Annotated in this window: 22 protein-coding genes and 2 riboswitches; of the genes, 14 read left to right on the top strand and 8 right to left on the bottom strand. The window is 51.4% G+C overall.

The annotated features are described in order from the left end of the window. The first annotated feature begins 1 nt into the window (after window position 1). The 3 genes from AC1W8Y_RS00480 (at window position 2) to AC1W8Y_RS00470 (ending at window position 4,006) form a co-directional block, all read left to right on the top strand. Window positions 2-2,707: a DUF4118 domain-containing protein gene (locus AC1W8Y_RS00480; protein ID WP_482012493.1), complete on the top strand. Its 2,706-nt coding sequence runs from the start codon at window positions 2-4 to the stop codon at window positions 2,705-2,707. A 20-nt stretch (window positions 2,708-2,727) separates the two neighbouring features. After that, window positions 2,728-3,420 carry a response regulator gene (locus AC1W8Y_RS00475; RefSeq protein ID WP_482012492.1) on the top strand — a complete coding sequence of 231 codons (693 nt, stop codon included), beginning with the start codon at window positions 2,728-2,730 and terminating at the stop codon, window positions 3,418-3,420. A gap of 109 nt (window positions 3,421-3,529) precedes the next feature. After that, the gene (locus AC1W8Y_RS00470; protein ID WP_482012491.1) at window positions 3,530-4,006 is read left to right on the top strand and encodes a ribonuclease H-like YkuK family protein; all 477 of its coding nucleotides are present in this window, start codon (window positions 3,530-3,532) and stop codon (window positions 4,004-4,006) included. Here AC1W8Y_RS00470 and AC1W8Y_RS00465 read toward each other — a convergent pair. Further along, entirely contained in the window at window positions 4,003-5,115 is a 1,113-nt protein-coding gene (locus AC1W8Y_RS00465; RefSeq protein WP_482012490.1) for a response regulator, read from the bottom strand. The genes AC1W8Y_RS00470 and AC1W8Y_RS00465 overlap by 4 nt on opposite strands. 12 nt (window positions 5,116-5,127) lie before the next feature. Further along, a complete protein-coding gene (locus tag AC1W8Y_RS00460; protein WP_482012489.1) occupies window positions 5,128-6,105 on the bottom strand; it encodes an ABC transporter substrate-binding protein in 978 nt (325 codons plus the stop codon). Window positions 6,106-6,178: 73 nt separating this feature from the next. On the opposite strand from AC1W8Y_RS00460, the gene AC1W8Y_RS00455 reads away from it, so the two are divergent. Together AC1W8Y_RS00455 and AC1W8Y_RS00450 are read left to right on the top strand one after the other, a co-directional pair. Beyond that, window positions 6,179-8,011 (top strand): ATP-binding protein, encoded by a 1,833-nt coding sequence (locus AC1W8Y_RS00455; RefSeq protein WP_482012488.1) that lies wholly within the window; start codon window positions 6,179-6,181, stop codon window positions 8,009-8,011. Window positions 8,012-8,033: 22 nt separating this feature from the next. After that, window positions 8,034-8,234 (top strand): low molecular weight phosphatase family protein, encoded by a 201-nt coding sequence (locus tag AC1W8Y_RS00450; protein WP_482012487.1) that lies wholly within the window; start codon window positions 8,034-8,036, stop codon window positions 8,232-8,234. Between the two features lie 41 nt (window positions 8,235-8,275). Here the strand turns inward: AC1W8Y_RS00450 and AC1W8Y_RS00445 are convergent, their stop codons facing one another. After that, window positions 8,276-8,713 (bottom strand): hypothetical protein, encoded by a 438-nt coding sequence (locus AC1W8Y_RS00445; RefSeq protein ID WP_482012486.1) that lies wholly within the window; start codon window positions 8,711-8,713, stop codon window positions 8,276-8,278. On the opposite strand from AC1W8Y_RS00445, the gene AC1W8Y_RS00440 reads away from it, so the two are divergent. Next, on the top strand, window positions 8,707-9,483 hold the full coding sequence (locus AC1W8Y_RS00440; protein WP_482012485.1) for an MBL fold metallo-hydrolase: 777 nt from the start codon (window positions 8,707-8,709) through the stop codon (window positions 9,481-9,483). The genes AC1W8Y_RS00445 and AC1W8Y_RS00440 overlap by 7 nt on opposite strands. A 5-nt stretch (window positions 9,484-9,488) precedes the next feature. Here AC1W8Y_RS00440 and AC1W8Y_RS00435 read toward each other — a convergent pair whose 3' ends face one another. From AC1W8Y_RS00435 to AC1W8Y_RS00420, 4 genes are all read right to left on the bottom strand, one after another. Then, complete coding sequence (locus tag AC1W8Y_RS00435; protein WP_482012484.1) at window positions 9,489-9,923, bottom strand: response regulator; 435 nt, start codon at window positions 9,921-9,923, stop codon at window positions 9,489-9,491. Further along, entirely contained in the window at window positions 9,913-11,853 is a 1,941-nt protein-coding gene (locus AC1W8Y_RS00430) for an ATP-binding protein (protein ID WP_482012483.1), read from the bottom strand. The genes AC1W8Y_RS00435 and AC1W8Y_RS00430 overlap by 11 nt, the downstream gene beginning before the upstream one ends. Window positions 11,854-11,979: 126 nt before the next feature. Then, on the bottom strand, window positions 11,980-12,999 hold the full coding sequence (locus AC1W8Y_RS00425) for a M14 family metallopeptidase (protein WP_482012482.1): 1,020 nt from the start codon (window positions 12,997-12,999) through the stop codon (window positions 11,980-11,982). Between the two features lie 112 nt (window positions 13,000-13,111). Continuing rightward, a complete protein-coding gene (locus AC1W8Y_RS00420) occupies window positions 13,112-14,380 on the bottom strand; it encodes a D-amino acid dehydrogenase (RefSeq protein ID WP_482012481.1) in 1,269 nt (422 codons plus the stop codon). Window positions 14,381-14,435: 55 nt separating this feature from the next. Further along, window positions 14,436-14,552: riboswitch (glycine riboswitch) on the bottom strand. Next, a riboswitch (glycine riboswitch) is annotated at window positions 14,553-14,655 on the bottom strand. It abuts the riboswitch before it with no gap. Between the two features lie 21 nt (window positions 14,656-14,676). Between AC1W8Y_RS00420 and AC1W8Y_RS00415 the strand changes: the two genes are divergently transcribed. Next, on the top strand, window positions 14,677-15,591 hold the full coding sequence (locus AC1W8Y_RS00415; RefSeq protein ID WP_482012480.1) for a DMT family transporter: 915 nt from the start codon (window positions 14,677-14,679) through the stop codon (window positions 15,589-15,591). Window positions 15,592-15,639: 48 nt separating this feature from the next. On the opposite strand, the gene AC1W8Y_RS00410 is transcribed toward AC1W8Y_RS00415, so the two are convergent. Continuing rightward, window positions 15,640-16,617, bottom strand: coding sequence for a tripartite tricarboxylate transporter substrate binding protein (locus tag AC1W8Y_RS00410; protein WP_482012479.1), 978 nt, complete (start codon window positions 16,615-16,617; stop codon window positions 15,640-15,642). A 108-nt stretch (window positions 16,618-16,725) separates the two neighbouring features. Between AC1W8Y_RS00410 and AC1W8Y_RS00405 the strand changes: the two genes are divergently transcribed. The 7 genes from AC1W8Y_RS00405 to AC1W8Y_RS00375 all read left to right on the top strand — a co-directional run bounded on the left by AC1W8Y_RS00405 (window position 16,726) and on the right by AC1W8Y_RS00375 (window position 23,637). Then, window positions 16,726-17,118 (top strand): RidA family protein, encoded by a 393-nt coding sequence (locus AC1W8Y_RS00405; RefSeq protein ID WP_482012478.1) that lies wholly within the window; start codon window positions 16,726-16,728, stop codon window positions 17,116-17,118. 42 nt (window positions 17,119-17,160) lie between these two features. Beyond that, window positions 17,161-17,781, top strand: a complete 621-nt coding sequence (locus AC1W8Y_RS00400) for a glutathione S-transferase family protein (RefSeq protein WP_482012477.1) — start codon at window positions 17,161-17,163, stop codon at window positions 17,779-17,781. Window positions 17,782-17,899: 118 nt separating this feature from the next. Beyond that, entirely contained in the window at window positions 17,900-18,184 is a 285-nt protein-coding gene (locus AC1W8Y_RS00395; protein ID WP_482012476.1) for a FeoA family protein, read from the top strand. Then, window positions 18,184-20,067 (top strand): ferrous iron transporter B, encoded by a 1,884-nt coding sequence (gene feoB / locus AC1W8Y_RS00390; RefSeq protein WP_482012645.1) that lies wholly within the window; start codon window positions 18,184-18,186, stop codon window positions 20,065-20,067. The genes AC1W8Y_RS00395 and feoB overlap by 1 nt, the downstream gene beginning before the upstream one ends. 23 nt (window positions 20,068-20,090) lie before the next feature. Further along, complete coding sequence (locus AC1W8Y_RS00385) at window positions 20,091-21,020, top strand: glycosyltransferase family 9 protein (protein WP_482012475.1); 930 nt, start codon at window positions 20,091-20,093, stop codon at window positions 21,018-21,020. 128 nt (window positions 21,021-21,148) lie between these two features. Continuing rightward, window positions 21,149-22,891, top strand: a complete 1,743-nt coding sequence (locus tag AC1W8Y_RS00380; protein ID WP_482012474.1) for an acetolactate synthase catalytic subunit — start codon at window positions 21,149-21,151, stop codon at window positions 22,889-22,891. After that, window positions 22,891-23,637 carry a 3-oxoacyl-ACP reductase gene (locus AC1W8Y_RS00375; RefSeq protein WP_482012473.1) on the top strand — a complete coding sequence of 249 codons (747 nt, stop codon included), beginning with the start codon at window positions 22,891-22,893 and terminating at the stop codon, window positions 23,635-23,637. Before AC1W8Y_RS00380 ends, AC1W8Y_RS00375 begins: the two co-directional genes overlap by 1 nt. Window positions 23,638-23,669: the final 32 nt, after the last annotated feature.

Here is a 23,669-nt window from a genome sequence, read left to right as displayed (position 1 = left end):
CATGCTTGACTCTCGACCAGACCCAGACCAGTTGCTTGCTCAAATTGAGCGCGAAAGAATCCAAGCTGATCGCGGACGGTTGAAGATCTTCTTCGGGGCAACGGCAGGGGTGGGTAAGACTTACGCCATGCTGTCGGCAGTGCATCAGCAATGTCAGCATAAAAAGGTGCTGATTGGCATCGTCGAGACGCACGGTCGCAAAGAGACGTTGGCCTTGCTGGATGGGCTCGCCATTCTTCCTATGAAAGAGGTCGAGTACAAAGGGCGGCAATTAAAAGAGTTTGATCTCGATCAAGCCTTGCTCGAGAAGCCAGATCTGATTCTCATCGACGAACTGGCACACTCGAATGTCCCAGGGTCTAGGCATCCCAAGCGTTGGCAAGATGTCGAAGAATTACTTTCGGCTGGCATTGACGTGTATTCGACCATCAATGTACAGCACCTTGAGACCCTGAACGATGTGGTGGGGGGGATCACTGGCGTACGGGTATGGGAGACTGTGCCGGATCATGTCTTTGACGCTGCGGACGAGGTCGTACTGGTCGATTTGCCGCCAGATGAATTGCTGCAGCGGTTAAAGGATGGCAAGGTCTATCTGCCCCAGCAGGCCGAGCGTGCGTCAAAGAACTTTTTCCGGAAAGGCAACCTCATTGCCTTAAGAGAGTTGGCGCTGCGTCGTTCAGCCGATCGTTTGGATCACGAAGTTATCAAGTATCGAAAAGAAAACGCGGTTGCCACTGTCTGGCAGACCCGTGAGTCGATTTTGGCTTGTATCGGGCCGGGAGAAGAGGCTGAGAAAGTCGTTCGAAGTGCTGCCAGAATTGCTTCACAGCTTCAAGTCCCTTGGCATGCGGTGTATGTCGAAACACCTGCTTTGCAAAATTTGCCCGCTAAAGCCAGAGAAAGAGTCTTAAAGGCCATCTCAATGGCAGAAGAAATGGGCGCGCGCGCAGTCACCATCGGTGGGCATGACGCCGCTGAAACGGTGGCCAATTACGCCCGAGAGCAAAATCTTTCACGCCTGATTGTCGGATCGAGTGCGAAAGGGCATTGGCGTTTCTGGCAGAAAACTTTTTTGGATGACGTGTCAGCGAAAGCCTCTGATCTGGATGTGTTGAAGATTGCCCGAGGGGTGGTCAGTCGCGTTGCTGAAGAGGGTTTGGAAACTGATGACTCATGGTTGAAGCAGTTACGTGCCCCTTGGCTTTCTTATGGTCTGAGCTTGCTGGTGTGCGGCTTAACGGGCTTAATTGCCGCACCACTGAGCGGGGCGATTGAGCTGCCAAATATTGCCATGTTCTTTTTGCTCGCCGTGGTCCTGGTGTCTGTGAAGTATGGGTTAGGGCCATCCATCATGGCCTCGCTGGTCAATGTGCTGGTCTTTGATTACTTTTTTGTACCACCGCGCTTTTCGTTTGCCGTATCTGACGTTCAGTATATTTTTACCTTCATCGTGATGTTCGTCGTTGGTCTCATTACCGCCAAGCTGACGACAGGGTTGACGTATCAGGCCAAAATCGCGAACCGTCGAGAGCAGCGAGTCAAATCGCTGTACGAAATGTCACGCGATTTATCCGGGGCGTTGGTGCGAGAGCAGGTTGCCGAAATCTCTCAGCACTTTGTCGCTGTTGAGTTCAAAGCAAAATCTGCTTTATTGCTGGCCGACGACAACGACCGCTTGGAGATCGTTAAAACGGTCAAAACTGATGACTTGCCTCTCGATCTTTCCATCGCACGCTGGTCGTTTGATCACGATAAAGAAGCGGGCAACGGGACAGACTCACTGCCAGGGGTTGGGCTACGTTACCTTCCCTTAAGAGCCCCGATGCGTACGCGCGGCGTTTTGGTGATTGATTCGCCTAGTACGACTCGCTTGAAGTCACCAGAGCAACGCCGCCTGCTGGATACTTTCGCACGCCTGCTGGCAATCTCTTTAGAACGTATTCACTACGTGTCCGTCGCTCAACAATCATCTATTCAAATCGAATCCGAGCGCTTGAGAAACTCGTTGCTCTCGGCGATTTCACATGATTTACGTACGCCGCTGACTGCGTTAGTGGGTTTAGCCGATTCGCTTGAAATGCTGGCTGCCCCGCTCACCGAAAAGCAGCTTGAGATCACTGCGCTCTTGCGCGAAAAAGCGTTGAAAATGAGCTCGCAAGTCAGTAATCTGTTGGATATGGCTCGCCTGCAGTCTGGCACGGTGAGGCTCAACCAGCAATGGCTGCCGATTGAAGAGGTCATTGGCACCGCGATTAAGTCAGCACAACCGCTGAGCGAGGGTAGAAAGGTCGAGGTGAATTTGTCGCCTGATTTTCCTCTGCTCAAGGTGGATCCGGTACTGCTAGAGCGAGTATTTATCAACTTGCTTGAAAACGCCTACAAATACACCCCTAGAGATAGTCTGATCTCAATCGGTGGAGGCCTCGCCTCTTCGAGCTTCGCCGAAATTTGGGTGCAAGACAATGGCCCCGGGCTTCCTTTAGGCAAAGAAGAAGAAATTTTCAGAAAATTTGAGCGTGGCCAGAAAGAAAGTGCTATATCGGGGGTCGGTTTGGGGTTAACGATTTGCAGGGCCATTATTGAAGCGCACGGCGGCAAAATTACCGGCCAAACATCGAATACTGGAGGCGCGCGGTTTACCCTTGTTCTGCCACTCGGCCAGCCCCCCAAGCTTCATTTAGACGACAATGAGCCACCAGCCTAGTCTCATTGCAAAGGGGTAACGTGTCTCAACCATTACCGGTCGCCCTGATTGTCGAGGATGAGCCCAACATTCGCCGAATGATCAAGATGTCGTTAGAGGCTGCGAACTTTACGGTGTTCGAAGCAGCGTCTGTTGCGCGAGGTTTGATCGAATCTGGTACACGGCAACCCGATGTTGTGCTGCTTGATCTGGGCTTGCCCGATGGCTCCGGCTTGAAAATCATTCATCAGATCCGATCCTGGTCGGATGTCCCTATCATTGTGATCTCGGCCCGCGCACTGGAAGATGACAAAATTGAAGCGCTAGATCTGGGGGCTGATGACTACCTCACGAAGCCGTTTAGTCCTGGCGAATTGTTAGCGAGGGTAAGAGCGCAATTGCGCCGACGATCGATGGTGTTTGAGCAGGGTCAAACGGTATTCAAATTCGGTAACCTGAGCGTTGATCTTACCAAGCGACTAGTGACGCGAAACAGTGAGACTTTGCACTTCACACCCACTGAGTATCGGTTGCTTGCGTACTTGATTACGCATGCCAATACCGTGCTTACCCATCGCCAGATCTTGCTTGGGGTCTGGGGCCCGAACCACACAGAAAGTGCACATTACGTACGGATTTTTATGGGTGTGTTGAGAAAAAAAATCGAACTAGATCCCGCACAACCGGTGCATATCGTGACCGAGACAGGGGTTGGCTACCGGTTTGTTCCTTAATGAAGCGAAACGTTCTTAGGCAAATACACACGACACAACGCCCCGCGATGGCTTAATATAAGCAAGAAGCATCATCTTTCTCTGCAGTTCTTTCAAACTGGGATCAAGCGTGCGCAAAATTGATGTCAATGAAGTTAGGGCGTTTATTGATGCCCAGGGGCCAGCGACAAAGATTTATATCGGGTGCGATTCAGAGCGGTTTGCGATTGGCAAAGAATGGTTCGCCGATTACACGCTAGCCGTGGTGGTTCACATCAACGGCAATCATGGTTGCAAACTGTTTGGAGAAGTGCAGAGAGAGCGAGATTGGGATGCCAAACAAGATAAACCTCGTATGCGCCTCATGAACGAAGCCTACAAAATTGCCGAGCTTTATCAAAAGCTCAACGAGGCGTTAAAAGGGCGTGAGGTGTCTGTGCATTTGGATATCAATCCTGACGAGGCGCACGGCAGTTCTTGCGTGGTGAATGAGGCGATTGGTTATATCCGAGGCATGTGCAACGTGATGCCGGTCGTTAAACCCAACGCCTTTGCTGCCACTAATGCGGCCGACAGGATGAAGTTTGTGCTGGCTGAAGCGGTCTAGCTTTGCACTCGACAATCAATTTTATAAATTTCGAACGGTCGGGCAAAACCCTTTAGCGTCATTTCACCGACCGTCTCGCTTTTATCTTGTTGAGACATTCTGGCGTGAGTTTTCAAGTCGAGCAGAATCTCGCCATCTTTGGCTTGATCACAGAGCCTGGCTGAAATATTACACACACTACCGATCGCGGCGTAGTCAAACCGACCGTCATAGCCAATCATGCCGAGGGTTGCATAGCCTCTTGCAACACCCACGCCAAACCCCAGCTGAAAGCCCATCTTTTTCCATTGTGTTTGCAACGCTGAGAACGCATGTTGCATGTCTATTGCCATCTCGACGGCAACCGTACTATGGTTTTCAATACTGATGGGGTCATTAAAGAATATCATGATGCCATCGCCCGCAAAATGTTCAAGCGTTCCGTTATGTTTGATAATGAGGCGACCCATTTCAGCGTGATAGGCGCTTAAGATTTCCATCACTTCTTCGGGTTCTGACGAGTCCACCAGGGTAGTGAAGCCGCGGATATCGATGAACACCACAGATATTTCTTTGCGATGCGGTTTGAAAATGGATTCATCGCCATCATTCATCATTTTGTCAGCGACTTGTTCTGGCAAGAAGCGTTGCAGGCTGGCTAGCTTGCTGAGCTCTTCTACTTGGGTGGCGACCTTGCTTTCTAGCGATGCATTTAATTCATTGAGGGCTTGGTTCTGTTCGATGATTTGCTGTTGCAAGTGCTTGATGCGCAGCAAAGATTTAAGTCTGGCAAAGAGTTCAGCTTGATTGATCGGTTTCGTCAGAAAATCGTCAGCGCCGACCTCTAGTCCTTTGACGCGCTCGCTTTCATCGAGAGAGGTCACCATGATGATGGGCAGCAAACTCGTTTCTGGTTGTGCTCTCAAGCGACGGCAAACCTCGTAGCCCGATATTTCCGGCATCATGACATCCAGCAACACGATATCTGGCTGCTGGGCATTTATTTTTTCAATCCCTTCCAGCCCATTGCTGGCCAGTGAAACCTCATATCCTTTGCTTTCAAGCAATGCAGCTAATAATTTAAGATTGACGACAGTGTCATCAATGACCAAAACGCGTGTGGCCTGCATGGGTTATCCGTTTTATTGAATCAATTTGTCTGCACGTAACTGCAATTCGTCGTTGATAGTAATGCCCAGTTTAGTTGCCGTTCTCAGATTAATGGCCAGCTCGAACACCGCGGATTGCTCAATAGGCACGTCCGCTGGGGATGCCCCCCGCAAGAGCTTATCGATAATCCTTGCCGTGTCGACATATGAGGCCGTGATGTCGTTGCCGTAGCTGGCCAAAACGCCTGCCTCGACAAATTTCGACCACTGTGCAAAGGTGGGGATCTTGTGCCTAAACCCGAGGTCAGCCAATTGCGCGCGATTTTCGACAAAAAACGGATGTTGTGTGATCACGACTGCATCGGTCTTTGCTTCTGCCATTTGTTCAAACGCACGGTCAATGTCTGCGACGGTGTTCAGAAAATAGTTGATGTTTTTAATGCCCATGAGTGGCGAGTTTTTGTCAAACAGGCTAACCAGGTACTGGCGAGTCACGGCCTGATCGTAAATGATGACAGAAATTTGCTTGGCTTTGGGCAGGATGAGGCGCAAAATTTCAAGCGTTTTTAGCGTGATGTCACCCGACAAATAAGATGATCCGGTGATGCGGCCGCCAGGCTTTGCCAAACTGTCGACCACACCTGCGCTCACTGGGTCGAACATGCCGACCCCGACAATGGGGATTTTATCGACTGCGTTTTTCGCCATCATGGCGCCGGCAGTACTTTGTGCCGCAATGAGGTCAACGTTGACCGCCGCCAGTTCTCTCGCCATCTGAGGAACGGCGGCGAGGTTGTTGCGCACGAGTTTGTAAACTATTTTTAGATTAGTGCCTTCCTTCCAACCATAAAACTCAAGCTGTTTCACCAAAGCATCCCATTGCTCTTCATACCCCGCACTTAGGATCAGAAAGCCGATGGTTCTGGTCGAAAACGGCGCCGACTGTGCCCAGTGGGCACCACTGAGCAGCAATCCGCCAGAGAGCAGCTTGAACCATTCACGACGTTGCATAATTTATACCGCCGCTGGTGAGTAATTATGTATGATGCCCCCATACTATAGGACTTTTGAAGCGCGTACCACATTGAAAAAAAATGCCCTCTTTTGGTCTTACTTTTTGCCAATCGTGTTGTTGGTGTGTGGTGTCGTCGGCGCTAATAGTGGTTTTGGTTTGTTTTTTTCTTATCAAGAGAACTTAGATGCGCAGAAAAGAATTCAGGTTGAAAAGGCCAAAGCTGCTTCTGGACGTGTTCAGGATTTTTTCTCGCAAATCGAAAAGTACCTGCTGATCGCTAGTCTTTCGCAGACCAGTGGTGAGGACACGCAACAACAGAAGCTCGCCTTTTTAAAAGTGCTTCGCGTTGCCCCGGCGCTGACTGACATACAACTGGTTGACCTCACTGGTGCGGAAAAGGTCTCAGTGTCTCGCTTGTCTTTGGACCGTTTCGACAGAAAACTGGATCGTTCCAAAGAACCTTTTTTTACTGAAACGCAAAAAGGCAAGGTTTGGTACAGCCCAGTGTTTTTTCTGAAAGAGACAGAGCCGTATATCACGATGTCTTTGCTCTCTTCAGGCAGAGACCCCGCGTTTGTCGTGGCGCACGTCAACCTCAAGTTTATCTACGAAGTCATCGGTCAATTGAAAATGGGCCAGACGGGCTATGCCTATGTCGTTGACACTCAGGGTGATTTGATCGCAAGTCCTGATACGAGTGCGGTGCTTAAGCAGACGAATCTGTCTCGCACGGAACCCGTGGCAATGGCCTTAGCAGCCAATGATGATGTTACGGGTAGCATCATGGCGAGTGGGGCAGACGGAAAGGGCACACTGACGACATTCACGACCATTACCCCCATGGGTTGGAAGGTGCTGGTCGAACAACCTGATAGTGAAATATATGCGGCCTTGAATCCAGCGATCGTGCGAACTGCAATATTGGTAGGGATCGGTTTTATTTGCTCGATTTTGGCGGGGTTATATTTTTCTAAAAAGATGGCGCAACCGATTCAGGCCATTCAAGTTCAGGCCCATAAGATTGCGAATAATGATTTTTCGGGCGATGCGCACTTTGGCCCGATTAAAGAACTTCGAGAACTCGCCCACGATTTCAATTTGATGTCTGACAAATTGAGAGAATCGCGCTTAGTACTCGAACGCAGTGTGAATAATCGAACCAAAGAATTGCTTGAAAAGTCCTTTCAGCTTGAAGTGGCGAACAAGCATAAATCCGACTTTCTCGCCAACATGTCACACGAGCTTCGTACACCGTTGAATGCCGTGATCGGGTTTTCTGAAATTCTGCTGGGTAAGTATTTTGGTGAACTGACAGAAAAGCAGTACGAATATGTCGATGATATTCATCGGTCCGGCAAACATCTTTTACTGCTGATCAACGATGTGCTCGATGTGTCAAAAATTGAAGCGGGAGAGCTTGAGCTGAATGTCTCGCGGTTCAACGTGCAGCAAATCTTGGATCAAGCCGTGACGCTGGTTAAAGCAAGAGCGGATTCTCAAGGGATTGAAATTATTTTCAATGAGCACTCACCATCGCTAGAAATTACTGCAGATGAAAGAAGATTTAAACAAATTGTTGTTAACCTATTGACGAATGCAGTGAAGTTTAGCTTTCCTGGGGGGAAGGTTTGGATATCTTATTCTCAGCAGTCCGACCGAACTAATTTCGAAATTAAAGACTTCGGCATTGGGATCGAACCTGCAAATCAGGCACAGATATTTGAACAGTTCAAGCAGGTTGGCAATGAGTACACAATTAAGGGCGAGGGGACTGGCTTAGGGCTGGCCATCACCAAAAATCTCGTGCAACTGCATGGCGGTGAAATTGGCGTGCACTCTGAGGCGAACCACGGCTCGACGTTTTACTTTTATATTCCAACCAATCATCAACAGGTAACGTAGATGCTCAGTGTATATTTTTGTGATGAGCCCTAGTCACCGTGAGCGCATTCTGGCAGATTACCCAGAGGCAGCCAGCAAAGTGCACTTGCTCGCTGAGTTCGCCACGGGTAACCCCACCGAAATTCTCGATGCGTATGGGCAAAACGCTGCTTTTTATGACAAAGTATTCAAACAAATCAGCGAACTTATTCCGCTAGCAATGGAAAAACTGCCCAAAAAATAGTAGCAATACCTTCGTTTGAATCCCGCCTTGTCAGGCTCTTCTTACTTGGTACACATGTAAAAAGAGCCCTGCTCGATCTCCATCATGTAAAAGTACTTGCCATTCGTCATGGATTCAACATAATTCGGCGTTTCAGCTGAGTTACTGCATGTCCAGTTGTCGACGTCCGTCACCGTGCACCGACGCAGATCAATGTCTTGAATCTGAGTGTCGCTGCGATAGACATGTTTGATAAGGTGCGAGTCTGATGGGTCAACGCTGATGTTTAGCGACATGGGGGCAAGCGATCGACAGCTTGCGTTGCATGCCTGCGCATCACTCTTTTTTTTGCAGATGGCCAGCGGCTTACCCAGTCTGGCCGCAGCCGCAAAATCCTCTGGGGTCGCCTGGGCAAAGGACAAATTTGTACCCATCACGGCTAAAATCAGCGAAAATGTCACACTTTTCATCGTTTTAAAGGCCTTTGATTCGGATGTCATCACAACTACAGGTGCTGGGCTGTAGCGGGGGTATTGGTGGTAATCTCCGCACGACATCATTGCTGCTTGATGATGACATATTGATTGATGCGGGCACAGGCGTCTGCGATCTTTCGCTTGAGGCCATGGCGAAAATCGACTGGGTATTTTTGACGCATAGTCATCTTGATCATATCCTCAGCCTGCCGCTGCTATTGGATTCTGTGGGTGCTGGCCGCAGCAAGCCCGTTCATTTGTTTGGATTGCCCGAGACCATCTCGACAATTAAGCAGCATATCTTCAACAATAAGATTTGGCCAGATTTCTCGGTGATCCCCAGTGTCGAACAACCGTTTCTGACGATCTCGACACTTCAAGTCGGTGAGGCGGTGACGCTGGGGGGCAGAACGATTCGAGCACTTCCCGCTCATCATACCGTCCATGCAGTGGGTTACTCGATGAGCGTCGGTGGGTCGACCATCGCCTTTACTGGTGACAGTGGGCCATGCCCCGCTTTTTGGGATGAAATTCAAGCGATAGACGGGCTCAAGCATTTGTTGATTGAAACATCGTTTACTGATGGCGATCAGTTTTTGGCAGAAATATCCAGACACTACTGTCCTGTGACGTTGGCTCAATCGATTAAACCCTTGCCCGCGCAAACTCAAATCTGGATTTCGCACTTAAAACCTGGTCAGGGTGAACAAATCATGGCCGAGCTCACAGACGCAAGCCGTTTGGAGAAAGTCCAACCACAACCTCTGGTCGCTGGTCAGATACTCACGTTCTGATATCGCTAAGCCGGGCTCGCGGTTGCCGCGCTTTTTCGCGCGGATATTTTTTCCCAAACCGCGTTGAGTTTGAGCTCAAGTTGCACCGGCGGAAAAGGCTTAACAATATAGTTCGAGACGCCAACCTTGATCGCTTGCATGACCTGATCACGCTGTCCCTCTGCGGTGACCATCACAAAGGGCAGGTTGCGTAACTTCTCAGATTGCCTGACTGCGGTCAACAGATCAATGCCCGCCATAATAGGCATGTTCCAGTCCGATAATACCAAGCCGATGGGGGTATGCTTATCGTATTCTTGATTGAGTAGCTCGAGAGCCTCTAGGCCATTTGACGCGGTCGAGATATCTTTAAAACCAAGGCTCGCCACTTGTGCGCTGACAATCTGACGCATTGTCGGCATATCGTCGACGACCAGGATGCGAGTGCTTTCAGGAAACATACGCGGCCTCTCTCTGGTTGCTGAGCGGTAAGCTAATATGCACAGTCGTCCCCTCACCAAGGGTGCTTTCAATGCGCAGGGATCCCGCCCTCGCCAAAACCAACTGATTCAGAGAGTCGAGGCCCACCCCGTAACCAGAATGACGTGTAACCACTGACGACGTGGTGAAACCCGGCAACAACAAGATCCGCCATAATTCACCGGATTGCTCATAGTCATTCACGGCTTGTTGGTTAACGTGGGGTTTGCTTCGTGCGATTGCTGGCAACCTGCTGAAGTCAATCCCTCGACCGTCGTCGCTGACAGAGATTTCAAGCCTGTTGTCGATCGTTGCGATATTGGCAGTAATCAAACCGTGGCGTAATTTGCCCTGATCTTCTCGGTCAGCAGGTAGTTCAATACCGTGATCAACGGCATTGTTCATGACATGAACCAATACACTGGCCAATTCACCAAATAGCTCTTTTTCGAGATGGCTACCGCCACCTTGCAATTCGAATTTCGCCGCTTTCGAAAGCGTCCGTGCCAGCAGCTCTGTTTTGATATTCCAGTTAGCGAAGAGCAGTTTTGCATCTCGAGCCTGTGCCGCATCGATGATTGCCATTGCTGGCTGCGTTTGCCCAGATTTGATCAAACTTCTCAAGTTATCAAAGTCGCTTTGAGAGAAAACGACCCCTTTTAATCGATTCAGTAGGGTCTCACCAATTTTGTTTTGTAAGTTGTTGGCTTGTTCGACTTCGCGCTTGAGCTTTGCCAGACCAACGCCGAAATCTTCCGTGAAACCTTTCAAAAGCGTTGGCACATCTTCGGCGGCATATTTACTCAAGTGCTGTTCGAGCTCTCGGATTTGAATCGCCATCTCATCACAGCAGCGGGCAACAGGTTCTAAGCCAAATAGCCCAGCCATCCCTTTGAGGCTATGCACCGAGCGCATCGTGACTTCAATTTGTTGACTCAGGCGTTTGCCCTCGCTCGCCAGACTTGAATCGTAGAAGTCATCGCAATCTGCGATGGCGACCGACATTAATTCGAGCATACTTAAGAAAGACTCGGGATCGCTATAAATACGGCCTAGAACAGCTTGTTCGTATTGAAGTGCTGCATTGGCAATTTCAAGCCGCTTTAATTCGGTCACATCTTCAATGCCGACGTCAACCGCTTCAAGCGTCCCTTGAGTGTTCATTGAGGGGTAGTACGTGAAGTTGAAATCACGGGCGACGCCGTCACTCTCAAATCGGCACTCTGTGGTCAAGAGGGCGGTGAGGTCGTCAAAAGGAAGCAGACTGTCCGTAAAGAGCATGTCATAGACTTCATGCCAGGATTGGTCTTCTTCTTGGTTAGTCAGTTTCAGTAATTCGGTAAACGATCTGCCTGATAAATCCTTTTCCCCAAAATATCTGACGCATTTTTCAGAATACTCTCGCGTGACGCGAGCAGATTTATCGAGCTTCATGAAGCCCTGGGGTACGTGAGCTAAGACTTCGCTCAAGCGTTTGTTCGAAGCGCTTAAGCGTTTGCTCATCTGCACGAACAGTGACTGCCAAAGCTTTGGGACGGTTGAAAGTACTTTTAAAAAGGGCTCTTGGTCAATGCGCAGAATTTTGCATTCATCAACAGCGGTAACGGTGGCCGAACAGGTGCTACCGGGGATGAGACAGGACATCTCACCAAAGCACTGCACTGTATCTACTTGCGCCACGATTTCGCCGTGTACGATGACGTGCACTGACCCCGAAACTAGCCAGAAAACGTGGCTGGCGAGTTCCCCCTGTACAAGCAGTTGTTCGCCGCGCGGTACTGTTAACTCAGATAAACAAGCAGCCAACAACCTGACTTCTTCATCTGTTAAATCTTTTAACAGAGCCGTCTGTCTGAGAATGTCGTAGCGGGACGCCAAGGAAGCCGATGACGCACTAAGTTTAGTATCCATAACCGTATGATATCCATTCGCCAAGCCGTGCGATATTGAAATAAACCTCGGTTTTGCCTCGCTACTTACGAGTATATCTGTTTGAACGTCGTATTGATTCGAAACCGTCAATCAATGGCGCCTAACTTAATCCAGCCGGCCACCAGCGCGTGCCAAATAGAACCATTCTTGCCCTGGTTGAGATTTGGCATTCGGAAAAACAATATAACAGTCTTGCTTTGCGAAAATTGTCGAGCCATCGGCCCGTGTACCAATCAGGGTGCCCTGAGGGATGGGGTCAAAGCTTTTCCAGGCTGCGGCAAATTGATCGTCACGGTGAAAACGATCAAACACATCGTACAAACCCAGCACTTGTGGGTTTGACGCGGGCGTCAATGTCTCGCCCTTGATTAAGCCAGTAAAAATAAGCGTGTTGATCATGGCTTGGTAGGCGACTTCGCGACCAGCGGTGTCATCGTGCTGTCCGCATTCAAGCGTGATTGCCCAGCCACCCGCCGATCGCATGTATTCGGTGGTTCCCACCCCATAGCTTGGGTCGATATCGACTTGTTGCGCATCAAAGCGACCTGCGGCGACTTCTTGCTGGCGGCGTGCAATGCCTTTCGCGTAAGTATCTAGCCACCCGTAGACGTAGCGTGAGCATCCAAGACGTTGCACCAACGCTTCTTCAAGGTCGGCTTGTTCGAAGGGCTCTAGTTCTTTTTGATTGTTTTCTGGGCCAAATAATGCGAAAGGCATGTCGCCCGTCTGAAACGAATGCAAATCCAGCAGACCGTCATGCTCGGCAAGAATCGGGCAGAGCCAGTTGGCGATGTGATCTTCATACTGTGTGGGTAACGCGGTTGGTGCTAGCCGGCGATTCAAGTTTCGATCGCCCATCCGTCTGCGAAGGCGGTAGGCTTTCGGATTCGTCACGGGGATCATTGTCAGGCTGCCCCTCATCAGCTTGATATCACCCGCTTCAATTTGATCTTTGAGACGATTGATGGCAAAAGTACCGTGCGTTTCGTTGCCATGCACGGCCGCGGTAATCAGAATGCGAGGACCCGGAAAAGGGCTCGTAAACCGGATTGCTTCAAAAGGTCGTTCGTCGGCCAGAGGAATATCCTCAGGCAAGGAAGTCAGAGCAGGCGAGGGAAGTGACATGTTCTTGTTAGCAAATGAGTATGCTTTAGTTTAACGTCAGTACAAACGCAGTGTGGGCCAAAAAAAGCCGCGACGCACAGAGGCGTGGCGGCTGTTTTTCACCGATGGTCAGTTAAGCTGTCACAGGCTTCCCAGCCCCTGCGGGATGACCTGCGTAATCAGGTTTGAAGGCCTGATCGATCACCCCACTCACCATGTCAGCGGTGACTGCCGATAATGTCCAGCCGAGGTGGCCGTGACCTGTGTTGTAGAACACGTTGGCTTGCTTGCCTCGCCCGATGCGTGGCATCAGGTTGGGCATCATGGGCCGCAGACCTGCCCACGGCACAACTTGTCGCGTGTTGACCCCAGGAAAGCACTTTTCGACCCATTCGATCAAGGGGCGAATTCGATCAGCACGAATGTCTTTGTTGTATCCATTGAACTCTGCCGTCCCGGCGACGCGAAAACGATCAAGCCCCAGACGACTGGTCACCAATTTGGTCTCGTCGTCCAGCAAACTGACCGTCGGCGCAGACGCCTGACTTTGGGCATCCAGCAGATTCACCGTGATCGAATAGCCTTTGACGGGATAAATGTTGACGCGATCACCGAGCTGCGCAGCGAACTGACGGCTGGCCACACCGGCACAGACAACCATGCCGTCAAATCGGGCCGTACTTGTTACACCGTGGTCTGTCACCGTGATGCTGGCCTGTTGACCATCGCTGGTGAGTGCGACAACATCCTGCCCATAGCGCATCGTGACGCCCAATCGTTGGGCAGCGGCGGCCATGCCCACCGTGAACTTGTGAATGTCACCCGTCGAATCACTCTCAGTAAAGTATCCGCCGTAGTAGCTACCGGCCAGCGTAGGCTCAATCGCTTTCATTTCGTCTGGGGTGACGGCACGTCTTGGCAGCCCGCCTTCAGCGAGTAACTCAGAGACTTTACCAGCGTGGTCAAACCCCTTTTTGTCGCGATAAATGTGCAAGATGCCTTGCTTCTTTAAGTCAAAATCGATACCTTCCGCGTCAGCCCAGGCAAATAAATGTTGACGTGCCGCAATCGCCAATCGAGTTGTCTCGATGGTGTTCTGCCGGTAATTGGGGATGTTGCCAATAAACTCAGCAAACCATGACAGCTTGTGCCAGCTAGGTTTTGGGTTAACGAGCAGAGGTGCATCGCTTTTAAGCATCCATTTCAAACCTTTGACAATGGTTGAGTGGTGGTTCCAGACCTCGGCATTTGAGGCCGAGAGCTGACCACCATTGGCGAATGAGGTTTCCATGGCCGAGTAGCGATGCTTCTCGAATAGGGTGACTGCATAGCCGCGCTTTGCAAGGGCATAGGCAGTCGTGACACCAGTAATGCCACCACCGATAACAGCGATTGATTTCATTTTGTGAGGCTCCAAACGTCGACGGGGGTAGGTGCGAATGCCATGATGGCTTCTGCACGCCCCCTCTGTTTGGTACCTGAGAGATTCACGACTGCCATTCACGGTTGAGTGAAGCAATCGTTTGCTCCTGCGGTGTGCCGGCTGACGAGATCCGGCAACTCTTCAGAGTTCACTGCACCCGTCGGTCCTTTTGCCTGAGAGTTTCCGGGGCGGTTGCTCCTTCGGCGCCGTGTCAGACATTATTTGCCTTCGACGGTCTCTCCCGATCTGGGTTACTGTACGCAAAATTATCGCACATGCAACTAAAGTTGGGGTTTATTTTGTCGATTGCTGATGCAATTCGGTTGTTTTTGTTAGCGGCTATTTGGGGCGGGTCGTTTTTATTAATGCGCATCGCGGCCCCAGTACTTGGCCCAGCATTTTTGATGGAAGGGCGCGTTTTTTTCGCCGCAAGTTTCTTGCTTGGGCTGGCGTTTGTTTTGAAAAAGAAGCATGCCATCCTCAAGCACTGGAAGCGTTTTTTCATCATGGGCTTGTTCAATTGCGCGCTGCCTTGGTACTTGTTCGGACAGGCTGCGATCAAGCTGACTACCGCACAATTGTCCATTATCAACGCGTTAGCCCCCCTCTTTGCCTTTGTCATCGGGCTAGCCATGAGAACCGAACGTTTAGAGGCTAAACGCGCGCTGGGTCTCTTGTTGGGTGTTGTGGGGGTGGCCGTACTTTTTGGTAAGGTAGACGGCTCAGAGGGTAGCGCTGATATTGCCTCCATTGTCATGGCCGTAGGCGCCTCTGTCGCCTACGGTATTGCCACAACCTACACCAAGGTCATCAAAGGGTTAGAGCCCTTTCACAATGCGTTAGGTAGCTTGTGGATGGCCTCTCTTATTTTGCTACCAACCTTGTTTTTTGTGCCGGTTCGAGGAGAAGTCACCCCATTGGTCGTGATGGCCACCGTTGCCATTGGTGTCGTATGCAGTGGCATAGCGTTTTTAATTTATTTCAAGCTGATCGAGAACGTCGGTGCCTCGTCAGCGCTGACAGTCAGTTTCTTGATTCCTGTCTTTAGTCTGCTCTTCGGGGTTGTGTTTCTGCACGAAGTGGTCACGCTAAGAACATTAGTCGGCATGCTGATTATTCTGGTCGGCACCGCCCTCGTGACAGGGTTTAATGTCAAAGGGATTTTTCAGACGAAATCCTGGGCGCGCTAGGGGCGATTTGTCAGATCGCACCGAGCGCCAGTTGCTTGACGGTCTTGATCAGTCTTCTTGCATGTGTGTGGCTTTCACAACGCTGCTGAGCTGTTCACGTTCTTGAGCCACGAATTTGTTGAAATCGGCGCGCGTGCCGCCGATGGGTTCGATGCCGACGCTTTTGAGGCTTTCAGCGATCGCCGGTGTCTTCATCGCCTTATCCACTGCAGCGGCAACTTTGTCCATGATCTCGTCTGGGGTGCCTTTTGGTGCATGCAGCCCAGCCCAATGAGCGATGTGCAAGTCTGGGTAACCTTGCTCGTTAGCGGTTGATAGGTCAGGGTAGGCAGAAATCCTGCTTGTCCAAGTGTCAGCCAAGGCTTTTAGCCGACCACTTTTTAAATGGGGGATGGCAACAATGCTTGCCTCTGACGTCGCGTCAACCTGTTTGCTCAAAACAGCTGTGATGGACTCAGAGCCGCTTTTATAAGGGATGATGTCGAGCTTGGCACCGTAGTTCGTTTGTAAAACGCCGGCCACAAAATGCGGGGTGCTACCTGTACCAGCAGTCGCCCAAGTAAAGCCGTTGTCTTTTTTAGAGGCCTCAATAAACTCTTTCAGTGTGTTGTAGGGCGAAGCTGAGTTGACCAGAACGACGGAAGGCGCAAGGCCGATCATGACCACGGGCACCAACGCTTCATCTTTGTAAGGCATCGTTTTTTTAATCATGCTGTTCGAGATGACCCCAGCCGCACTGATCAGAAACGTGTACCCGTCGGGTGCACTGCGTGCTACGGCATCTGCACCGATGGTGGTGCCACCGCCAGGTCTGTTTTCAACAATGATGGGTTGACCCAGTTCTTCAGAGGCCCCTTTGGCAGCCGCACGACCGAGTAAGTCGTTGGCACCACCGGCTGAAAACGGCACCACGAACTTGATCGGCTTATTAGGCCAAGGGCTTTCAGCCAGTGCTGAGAGTGAGGCAACGCTCATCAGAAGCCCTGCCAACACAGAAGACATCTGCTTTTGAAAATGACTGTTCATATATGATTGTGTTTTCGTAGACGAACACCGTCGCAGCTTGATTGTTTGATGCAACGAAATTGGTCGGGTTTTAAGTAGATTCAACATCATAAGCCTAAAAGGATATCCGTGAAACTCATCACTGCTGCCACTGCCCCTCCCGCGGGCGGTCATTACGCTCATGCGGTCGAATCCAATGGCTTGGTTTTTGTGTCGGGGGTGTTGCCGGGCAAGCTCGCTGAGGGCATGGTTGATAGTTTTGAGCGACAGACGCGCAGGGCGCTTGGGCATTGCTTGGCCATCCTCAACGAAGCTGGGTGCTCCTTTGAGCAGGTGGTGCAAACAACGGTTTATATCGTCGGTGTGGCCTACTGGGCTGAATTCAATATGATTTATCAGGAAGTGTTTGGCCAGCATCGGCCGGCCCGTGCTGTTGTGCCCGTGCCAGAGTTGCACCATGGGTTTCTGATCGAGATTCAGATGGTGGCCGAGGTGCCAGATAAGATAGTATCGACCGGCTAATACAACCTTGAAAATGATCGTCAACGAACCGAGGGACGCGCGATGTTAACTATCTGGGGCCGTAAAAATTCAATCAATGTACAGAAAGTGCTCTGGGTCTGCGACGAGCTGGGGTTGATGTTCGAACGCATCGACGCGGGGTTAACTTTCGGTGTCAATAACACCCCAGCCTACAAAGCGATGAATCCCAACGGTTTGGTGCCCGTTCTGAAAGAGGGCGACTTCGTCCTTTGGGAGTCGCACGCCATCGTTCGCTACCTGTCGCGAAAACACAGCTTGGGTGGCTTATGTCCAGAAAACCTGCAAGTCGCAGCCGATGCTGATCGTTGGATGGATTGGTTCGCAACAACCATGTGGATCAATTTGCGCCCTGTTTTCTGGGGACTGGTGAGAACGCCCCCAGAGAAGCGTGACCTGCAAGCGATTGAGCGAGCGACGGTTGTGCTGACAGGCAATTTCGAGGTGCTTGATGCGCAACTGTCCAAGCATCGGTATGTCGCAGGAAACGAGTTTACGATGGGCGACGTCCCAGTCGCTGTTGGGGCATTTCGCTGGTACAACCTACCGATCAACCGACCTGTCTTGCCAAATCTTGACCGGTGGTACGCACTGATTAGTCAACGACCCGCCTTTCAAACATGGTGCATGGATCCGCTGACTTGATGCGAAAACAGGGCCAACGGGGCTCATTGACCGAGAAATCAAAAAACTCACTATAATAAGAATAGTTATCATTAACTGTTGCTTCCACGTTTAAACGGTCTTGCACCCAAGTGCCAATATGCTCAACAAGCAGTTTTTGCACCAGATCCCGATTGGTCAATTAGCTCGAATCGTTTCAGTTCACTTTGACGATAAGATGCCAGACTGCGCGCGTCAGTTGGGTGAGTTGGGGTTTTTGCCAGATGAGACGATTGTGATGTTGCGTCGCACGATGCCCGGTGCAGACCCTTTAGTCGTGCGGATTGGCGTTTCAACGTTCGCCTTGCGTCAGGCAGAAGCCGCATGTGTCGAGGTCACTTTAGTTGCTGACGCCGAGACCGATAGTGTCACAAGCATTCAATGATGCGCGAAGAAAAAATTCATTTCCATCCCTCAGGTCCGCTGATCGCATTGGTGGGTAATCCTAACTGCGGTAAAACCGCGCTGTTTAACCGACTGACGGGTAGTTTTCAAAAAGTTGCCAATTACGTTGGGGTGACGGTTGAACGCAAAGAGGGTCGGCTGGTGACCTCAAGTCACGTTGCGCTGCGCATTCTGGATTTACCTGGCACCTATAGCCTCTACCCCCGGTCGCTCGACGAGCGCGTGACCTGCGACGTGCTCGCTGGCCGCGCCCAAGGTGAGAAGCGCCCAGACCTTGCGATTTGTGTTGTTGACGCGACGAATCTGCGTCGAAGTTTGCGCTTAGTGCTCGCTGTGCAGCGGCAGGGCTTGCCATGCATGGTCGCGCTCAACATGTCGGATGAAGCCCGAGCGAGGGGCATTCAGATCGACGAGCAAGCGCTCTCAGTTGCCCTGGGGATGCCAGTGGTCTCTACGGTGGCAACGGCTGTGAATGGGGATAAAGCGCTACGCGAGTTGTTAGATGATACTGGCATCTTGCAATTGAAAGCAGTCGCTCAGACGTCCGATGAGCCCAGCGAACAACAGACCCAAGCTGACCATGAGAAAGTTCAGACAATTCTGCGTGAACTCAATCTGGATCAGCTGGTCCCAGACCTTCAAACTGAACGGTTGGATCGCTTCTTATTGCACCCGGTGATTGGCCCGATCACCCTAGTCGTGCTGCTGTTTATGATTTTCCAGGCGATGTTCAGTTGGGCCCAATGGCCGATGGATTTCATCAAGGATTGTGCCGATAACTTGGCCTTATTCGTGGGTGACTTATTGCCTGACAATTGGTTAAGAAGTTTGATCGTTGATGGGGTCATCAAGGGGGCTGGATCGGTCATTGTTTTTCTCCCACAGATTTTGATTTTGTTTGCGTTTATTTTGTTGCTGGAAGAATCCGGCTACCTGCCCCGAGCGGCTTATCTGCTTGATCGATTAATGGGCTCAGTGGGTTTATCCGGCCGATCATTTATCCCTTTGTTGTCCAGTTTTGCCTGCGCGATTCCCGGCATTATCGCGACGCGGACGATTCCCAATCAGCGCGACCGGCTTGTCACGATGTTGATTGCCCCGCTCATGACGTGTTCAGCTCGTCTTCCCGTCTACGCGCTATTGATTAGTGCTTTCATCCCTAAACAAACCATCGGTGGGGTGTTCGAGCTGCAGGGGGTGGTCATTTTTATTTTGTACTTTGCAGGTATTTTGGGTGCGATGGGGGTGGCCTGGGTTCTGAAGCGTTTCACTGCGTCAGGCCGACAGATTCGACCCCTCATGATGGAGCTCCCGCCTTATCGAATGCCCGTGATACGTAATATCGTGATTGGGTTGTGGCAACGCACTCGTCTATTTATGAGTCGCGTGGGGGGGGTCATCATGGTACTGACGTTGACCCTATGGTTTTTAGCCAGTTTCCCCGGTGCCCCTGAGGGCGCGACAGGCCCCGCCATCGAGTACAGCATTGCCGGCATGATTGGTCATGCGCTGGCTTTCGTGCTCGCACCGATTGGGTTTAACTGGCAGATCTCGATTGCGTTAGTGCCGGGTTTGGCGGCTCGAGAAGTGGCGATCAGTTCGCTGGGGACGGTATACGCCCTATCTTCTGCTGGTGAAGTTGCCGACTCGCTTGCCCCGGTGATTGCGCAACAATGGAGCCTTCCCACCGCACTGTCGTTGCTTGCTTGGTACGTCTTTGCCCCACAATGCTTATCAACGATCGCGACGATTCGTCGAGAGAGCGGTACCTGGCAATTGCCGACTTTGGTACTTGTCTATCTCTTCGCGTTGGCTTATTTTGCGTCGTTTATTACCTTTCGCGTGGCAACCGCGCTTCTTTAACGCAAACTGGCAAATTGACGGGCATGCAAGACGTTGTCGTTTATATCCGCAGTATGGTGTTTCTGGGTACCCAGATTGTTGCCTTTCCCTTGCTGTATCAAATTAAGCAATTTTGGCCCGATTGCCATTTACGTGTGGTCGGGCAAGATGATCTGGCAAAACACTACGAATCCTTACCTTGGGTAGATGAGTATGTCAGAGCCAATCGGCTGAAACAAAATTATCGCGCCCTGGGGCGCAAACCAGATCTGGTAATTGCCTTGCATTTTGCAAGCGAACAATTCTCACTGGTCAGCCTAGTTAAAGGCGTTAAAGTCAGAGTGGGTTTTCGCAACGGTCGAATATCCGATATCTTCTGGACGCACACCTATAAGAAAGACTATTCAGAATATATGGGGGCGGCGAATCTAAAGCTTCTGGCAGCGTATCGCCCATTTGATATTGCTGTGGCAGCGAGAGCCTGTGTCGCTGCGATCGCTGAGCAAAGAGACCAAACCCCTGAGGCTGCAGATGTCGTTTTTATGCCCGGTGGAGGCGCGGGTGAGTACAAACGTTGGCCCGTCGAACGTTATGTTGAACTGGCAGATAAGCTGCGGCAGCGCATGGGTAACGACACAAGATTTTGCTTCGTGCTTGGGCCCGATGAACAGCTAGAATCTGACTGGTTGCAGCGATTAAACCGCGATGACTTTGTGCTGCTTGCGAACCGGCCCTTGCCAGAGCTCGCCTGGCTCGCGCTTCAGGCTAGATTGATTGTTGCGAACGACTGTGGCCCGTGTCACTACGGGCAATTCGCAGGCGTGCCCTACGTGGGTGTGTTTCATGAGCCCAACCCTGAATGGTTTTGGCAACGGGACAACACCGCCGACGTCGTCCCCAAGATGGCTAACCGAGACATTAAATCAATCGATTCATCAGATGTCTTTGATGCAGTGGTCAAGTTGCTGTTTTAACAGTATCGTATCGGGGTTGCGTAGGTGCTCGTCGGCGTGAGTGGTTGTCGATGCCCACCGGCGCTGCTCAATTAAAAACAACCGCCGGCTGATTCAAGACCGAGCGGGCAAACGAGACAGGCAACGAGATGACAAATCCAACAGACCCGACGCATCGGGCAATCACGCCCCTAGGTTTTACATTGACTGACAGTGTGGCGCACGCAGTGGTTAAAGCGTTGAAGCGACACGGGGTGCAACTCACCTTTGGGCAAAGCCTGCCCACGATGATTCATCTGGCTGCAGAGCAAGCTGGGCTCAAGCAAATTGTTTACCGCACTGAGAACGCCGGCGGATACATGGCAGATGCCTACGCAAGGTTGACCAACAGGCCGGCTGTCGTGACTGCACAGAACGGGCCCGCCGCAACCCTCTTGGTCGCGCCGCTCGCAGAGGCATTGAAGGTGTCGGTGCCCGTGATTGCCTTAGTGCAAGACGTGGCACGGCATCAGACCGATAAGAATGCCTTCCAAGATCTCGATCATCTCGGTTTATTTACGGCGGTGACGAAGTGGGTACGGCGAGTCACAGAGGCGAGTCGAATCGATGACTATATTGATCAGGCATTTGCCGTCGCCTGCTCTGGTCGGCCCGGCCCTGTTGTGTTGCTGTTTCCAGCTGATTTGTTGACCGAAGCTGCAGCGCCCGGCAGACGTGCAGCCAATCTAGGCTATTTTCCGCTGGATCCAACTGTCGCATCGCCGAACAGCATTGCTCAGGCAGCGAAGTTGCTCGCGTCGGCAGAACGTCCGTTGGTGATCGCAGGCGGTGGGGTGCATTTGTCGCAAGCCCACTTCGCCTTAACGCGCTTAATGGATGAAGTGCATTTGCCCGTTGCGACGACCGTGATGGGCAAAGGGACTGTGGACGAACATCACCCGCTGTCAGTTGGTGTGGTTGGATATTTCATGGGGCCAGAGAGCGCCAGCCGCTATCAACGTCAGCTGGTGAGAGATGCTGATGTGATCTTGCTGATCGGTAATCGAACGAATCAGAATGGCACAGACTCTTGGCAGTTGTATCCCGAGACAGCGCAATATATCCATCTCGATGTGGACGGCACTGAAGTGGGGCGAACTTATGAGGCCCTGAGATTGATAGGTGATGCCAGATTGACGCTTGAGGCGTTAATGGCCGCTGTTCTAAAGCTTGATTTAAGTAAACGCGCTAATAAAAGAGCCGAGACCGAATCACGAATACAGAACGCACGGCGTCAATATCTGCTCGAATCGAGCTCGGTGCGTGAAGACGACCACCAACCCATCAGACCAGAGCGTGTCATGCATGAGTTACAGCAACGGCTCAATCCCGCGTCGATCGTCGTGGCTGACGCGAGCTATTCGTCAATCTGGGTGGCGAATGGCTTGCGCTCATTGCGCAGTGGCATGCGCTTTATCACGCCTCGCGGGCTGGCCGGACTGGGGTGGGGGTTCCCCATGGCCTTGGGGGCAAAGGTGGCGAAGCCGCAAAGTGAGATTTATTGTGTGGTCGGCGATGGGGGGTTTGGGCATGTTTGGTCTGAGCTTGAAACCGCTCATCGCTTGGGTCTCAAGGTCATCCTGTTTGTCTTGAATAATGGCATTCTTGGATATCAAAAGCATGCTGAGAACGTCAAGTTTGGCGCGCACACCTCGGCTGTGCATTTCGCCAGCGTTGATCACGCTGCCATCGCCCGTAGCTGTGGTTGCAATGGCGTGAGGGTCAGCGATCCTGCTCAGATTGGCCAAGCCATTGACGCGGCGCGTCAGGCTGCGGCTACGACGCTCATCGAGATCATGACGGATCCCAACGCTTTCCCACCCATCACTGGGTATACCCCTGAGGCCGTCTGATGGATAAAAAAATTGCTTTGGTGACAGGTGCTGCAAAGGGCATCGGTTTGGCGACGACGCGCGCACTGGTGAGCGCGGGCAGGTTTGTGGTGATGGTTGATCGTGGCCCAATCGATACGCAAGCGCTTGAGCTTTCTGACAATCAGGTTCTGGCGTTTCAGGGCGACGTAACAGACCAAGATTTTCTGGCGAGACTGCATGAGCAAGTCAATGCTTCTCTGGGCAGGGTATCGATTCTGGTGAACAATGCAGGGGTGTCGCCCAAACGGGCCGACGGTCGCTCACATGGCGTCATGGATTTGCCCTTGAGCGAATGGAATCATGTGCTCAACGTCAATCTGACGTCCATCCTATTGATCTCTCAGTTGTTCTTAAAGGATATGCAAGCGTTAGGTTTCGGTCGGATCGTGAACGTATCGTCTCAAGCCGGGCGTACCCGCTCAATTGTTGCCGGACCAAGCTATATGGCGTCGAAAGCGGGCTTGCTTGGCCTGACCCGGGCAATCGCGTCAGAGATGGGGGCTTTTGGCATTACCGCAAATTGTGTCGCACCTGGCCGGATTCTGACTGAGATGGCCATGCAGGCAGGTGCTGAGGTGAATCGCCAATATGCTGAGCAAATTCCAGTCAAACGAATCGGTACGCCCGACGAAGTAGGGGCGGCTATTGCGTTTCTTAGTGCTGAGACGAGTGGTTTTATCAATGGCGCCACCCTGGATATCAATGGCGGCTTCTTCATGATCTGATATCCGGTTGTGATTCCAGAAAAAAAATGCTA

The sequence above is a fragment of the Jezberella sp. genome, assembly GCF_964834465.1.
Note: the sequence above shows the minus strand (reverse complement) of the source record. Positions and strands in the feature narration are given on the sequence as shown.

What these genes read in the sequence shown, in the direction of transcription:
- AC1W8Y_RS00395 (WP_482012476.1), top strand. Translation starts at nt 17,900, where the DNA reads ATGCTCAACAAGCAGTTTTTGCACCAGATCCCGATTGGTCAATTAGCT.
- AC1W8Y_RS00440 (WP_482012485.1), top strand. Translation starts at nt 8,707, where the DNA reads ATGTCATCACAACTACAGGTGCTGGGCTGTAGCGGGGGTATTGGTGGT.
- AC1W8Y_RS00465 (WP_482012490.1), bottom strand. Translation starts at nt 5,115, where the DNA reads ATGCAGGCCACACGCGTTTTGGTCATTGATGACACTGTCGTCAATCTT.
- AC1W8Y_RS00375 (WP_482012473.1), top strand. Translation starts at nt 22,891, where the DNA reads ATGGATAAAAAAATTGCTTTGGTGACAGGTGCTGCAAAGGGCATCGGT.
- AC1W8Y_RS00430 (WP_482012483.1), bottom strand. Translation starts at nt 11,853, where the DNA reads ATGGATACTAAACTTAGTGCGTCATCGGCTTCCTTGGCGTCCCGCTAC.
- feoB (WP_482012645.1), top strand. Translation starts at nt 18,184, where the DNA reads ATGCGCGAAGAAAAAATTCATTTCCATCCCTCAGGTCCGCTGATCGCA.
- AC1W8Y_RS00420 (WP_482012481.1), bottom strand. Translation starts at nt 14,380, where the DNA reads ATGAAATCAATCGCTGTTATCGGTGGTGGCATTACTGGTGTCACGACT.
- AC1W8Y_RS00380 (WP_482012474.1), top strand. Translation starts at nt 21,149, where the DNA reads ATGACAAATCCAACAGACCCGACGCATCGGGCAATCACGCCCCTAGGT.
- AC1W8Y_RS00450 (WP_482012487.1), top strand. Translation starts at nt 8,034, where the DNA reads ATGAGCCCTAGTCACCGTGAGCGCATTCTGGCAGATTACCCAGAGGCA.
- AC1W8Y_RS00410 (WP_482012479.1), bottom strand. Translation starts at nt 16,617, where the DNA reads ATGAACAGTCATTTTCAAAAGCAGATGTCTTCTGTGTTGGCAGGGCTT.
- AC1W8Y_RS00445 (WP_482012486.1), bottom strand. Translation starts at nt 8,713, where the DNA reads ATGACATCCGAATCAAAGGCCTTTAAAACGATGAAAAGTGTGACATTT.
- AC1W8Y_RS00425 (WP_482012482.1), bottom strand. Translation starts at nt 12,999, where the DNA reads ATGTCACTTCCCTCGCCTGCTCTGACTTCCTTGCCTGAGGATATTCCT.
- AC1W8Y_RS00460 (WP_482012489.1), bottom strand. Translation starts at nt 6,105, where the DNA reads ATGCAACGTCGTGAATGGTTCAAGCTGCTCTCTGGCGGATTGCTGCTC.
- AC1W8Y_RS00415 (WP_482012480.1), top strand. Translation starts at nt 14,677, where the DNA reads ATGCAACTAAAGTTGGGGTTTATTTTGTCGATTGCTGATGCAATTCGG.
- AC1W8Y_RS00480 (WP_482012493.1), top strand. Translation starts at nt 2, where the DNA reads ATGCTTGACTCTCGACCAGACCCAGACCAGTTGCTTGCTCAAATTGAG.
- AC1W8Y_RS00435 (WP_482012484.1), bottom strand. Translation starts at nt 9,923, where the DNA reads ATGTTTCCTGAAAGCACTCGCATCCTGGTCGTCGACGATATGCCGACA.
- AC1W8Y_RS00400 (WP_482012477.1), top strand. Translation starts at nt 17,161, where the DNA reads ATGTTAACTATCTGGGGCCGTAAAAATTCAATCAATGTACAGAAAGTG.
- AC1W8Y_RS00385 (WP_482012475.1), top strand. Translation starts at nt 20,091, where the DNA reads ATGCAAGACGTTGTCGTTTATATCCGCAGTATGGTGTTTCTGGGTACC.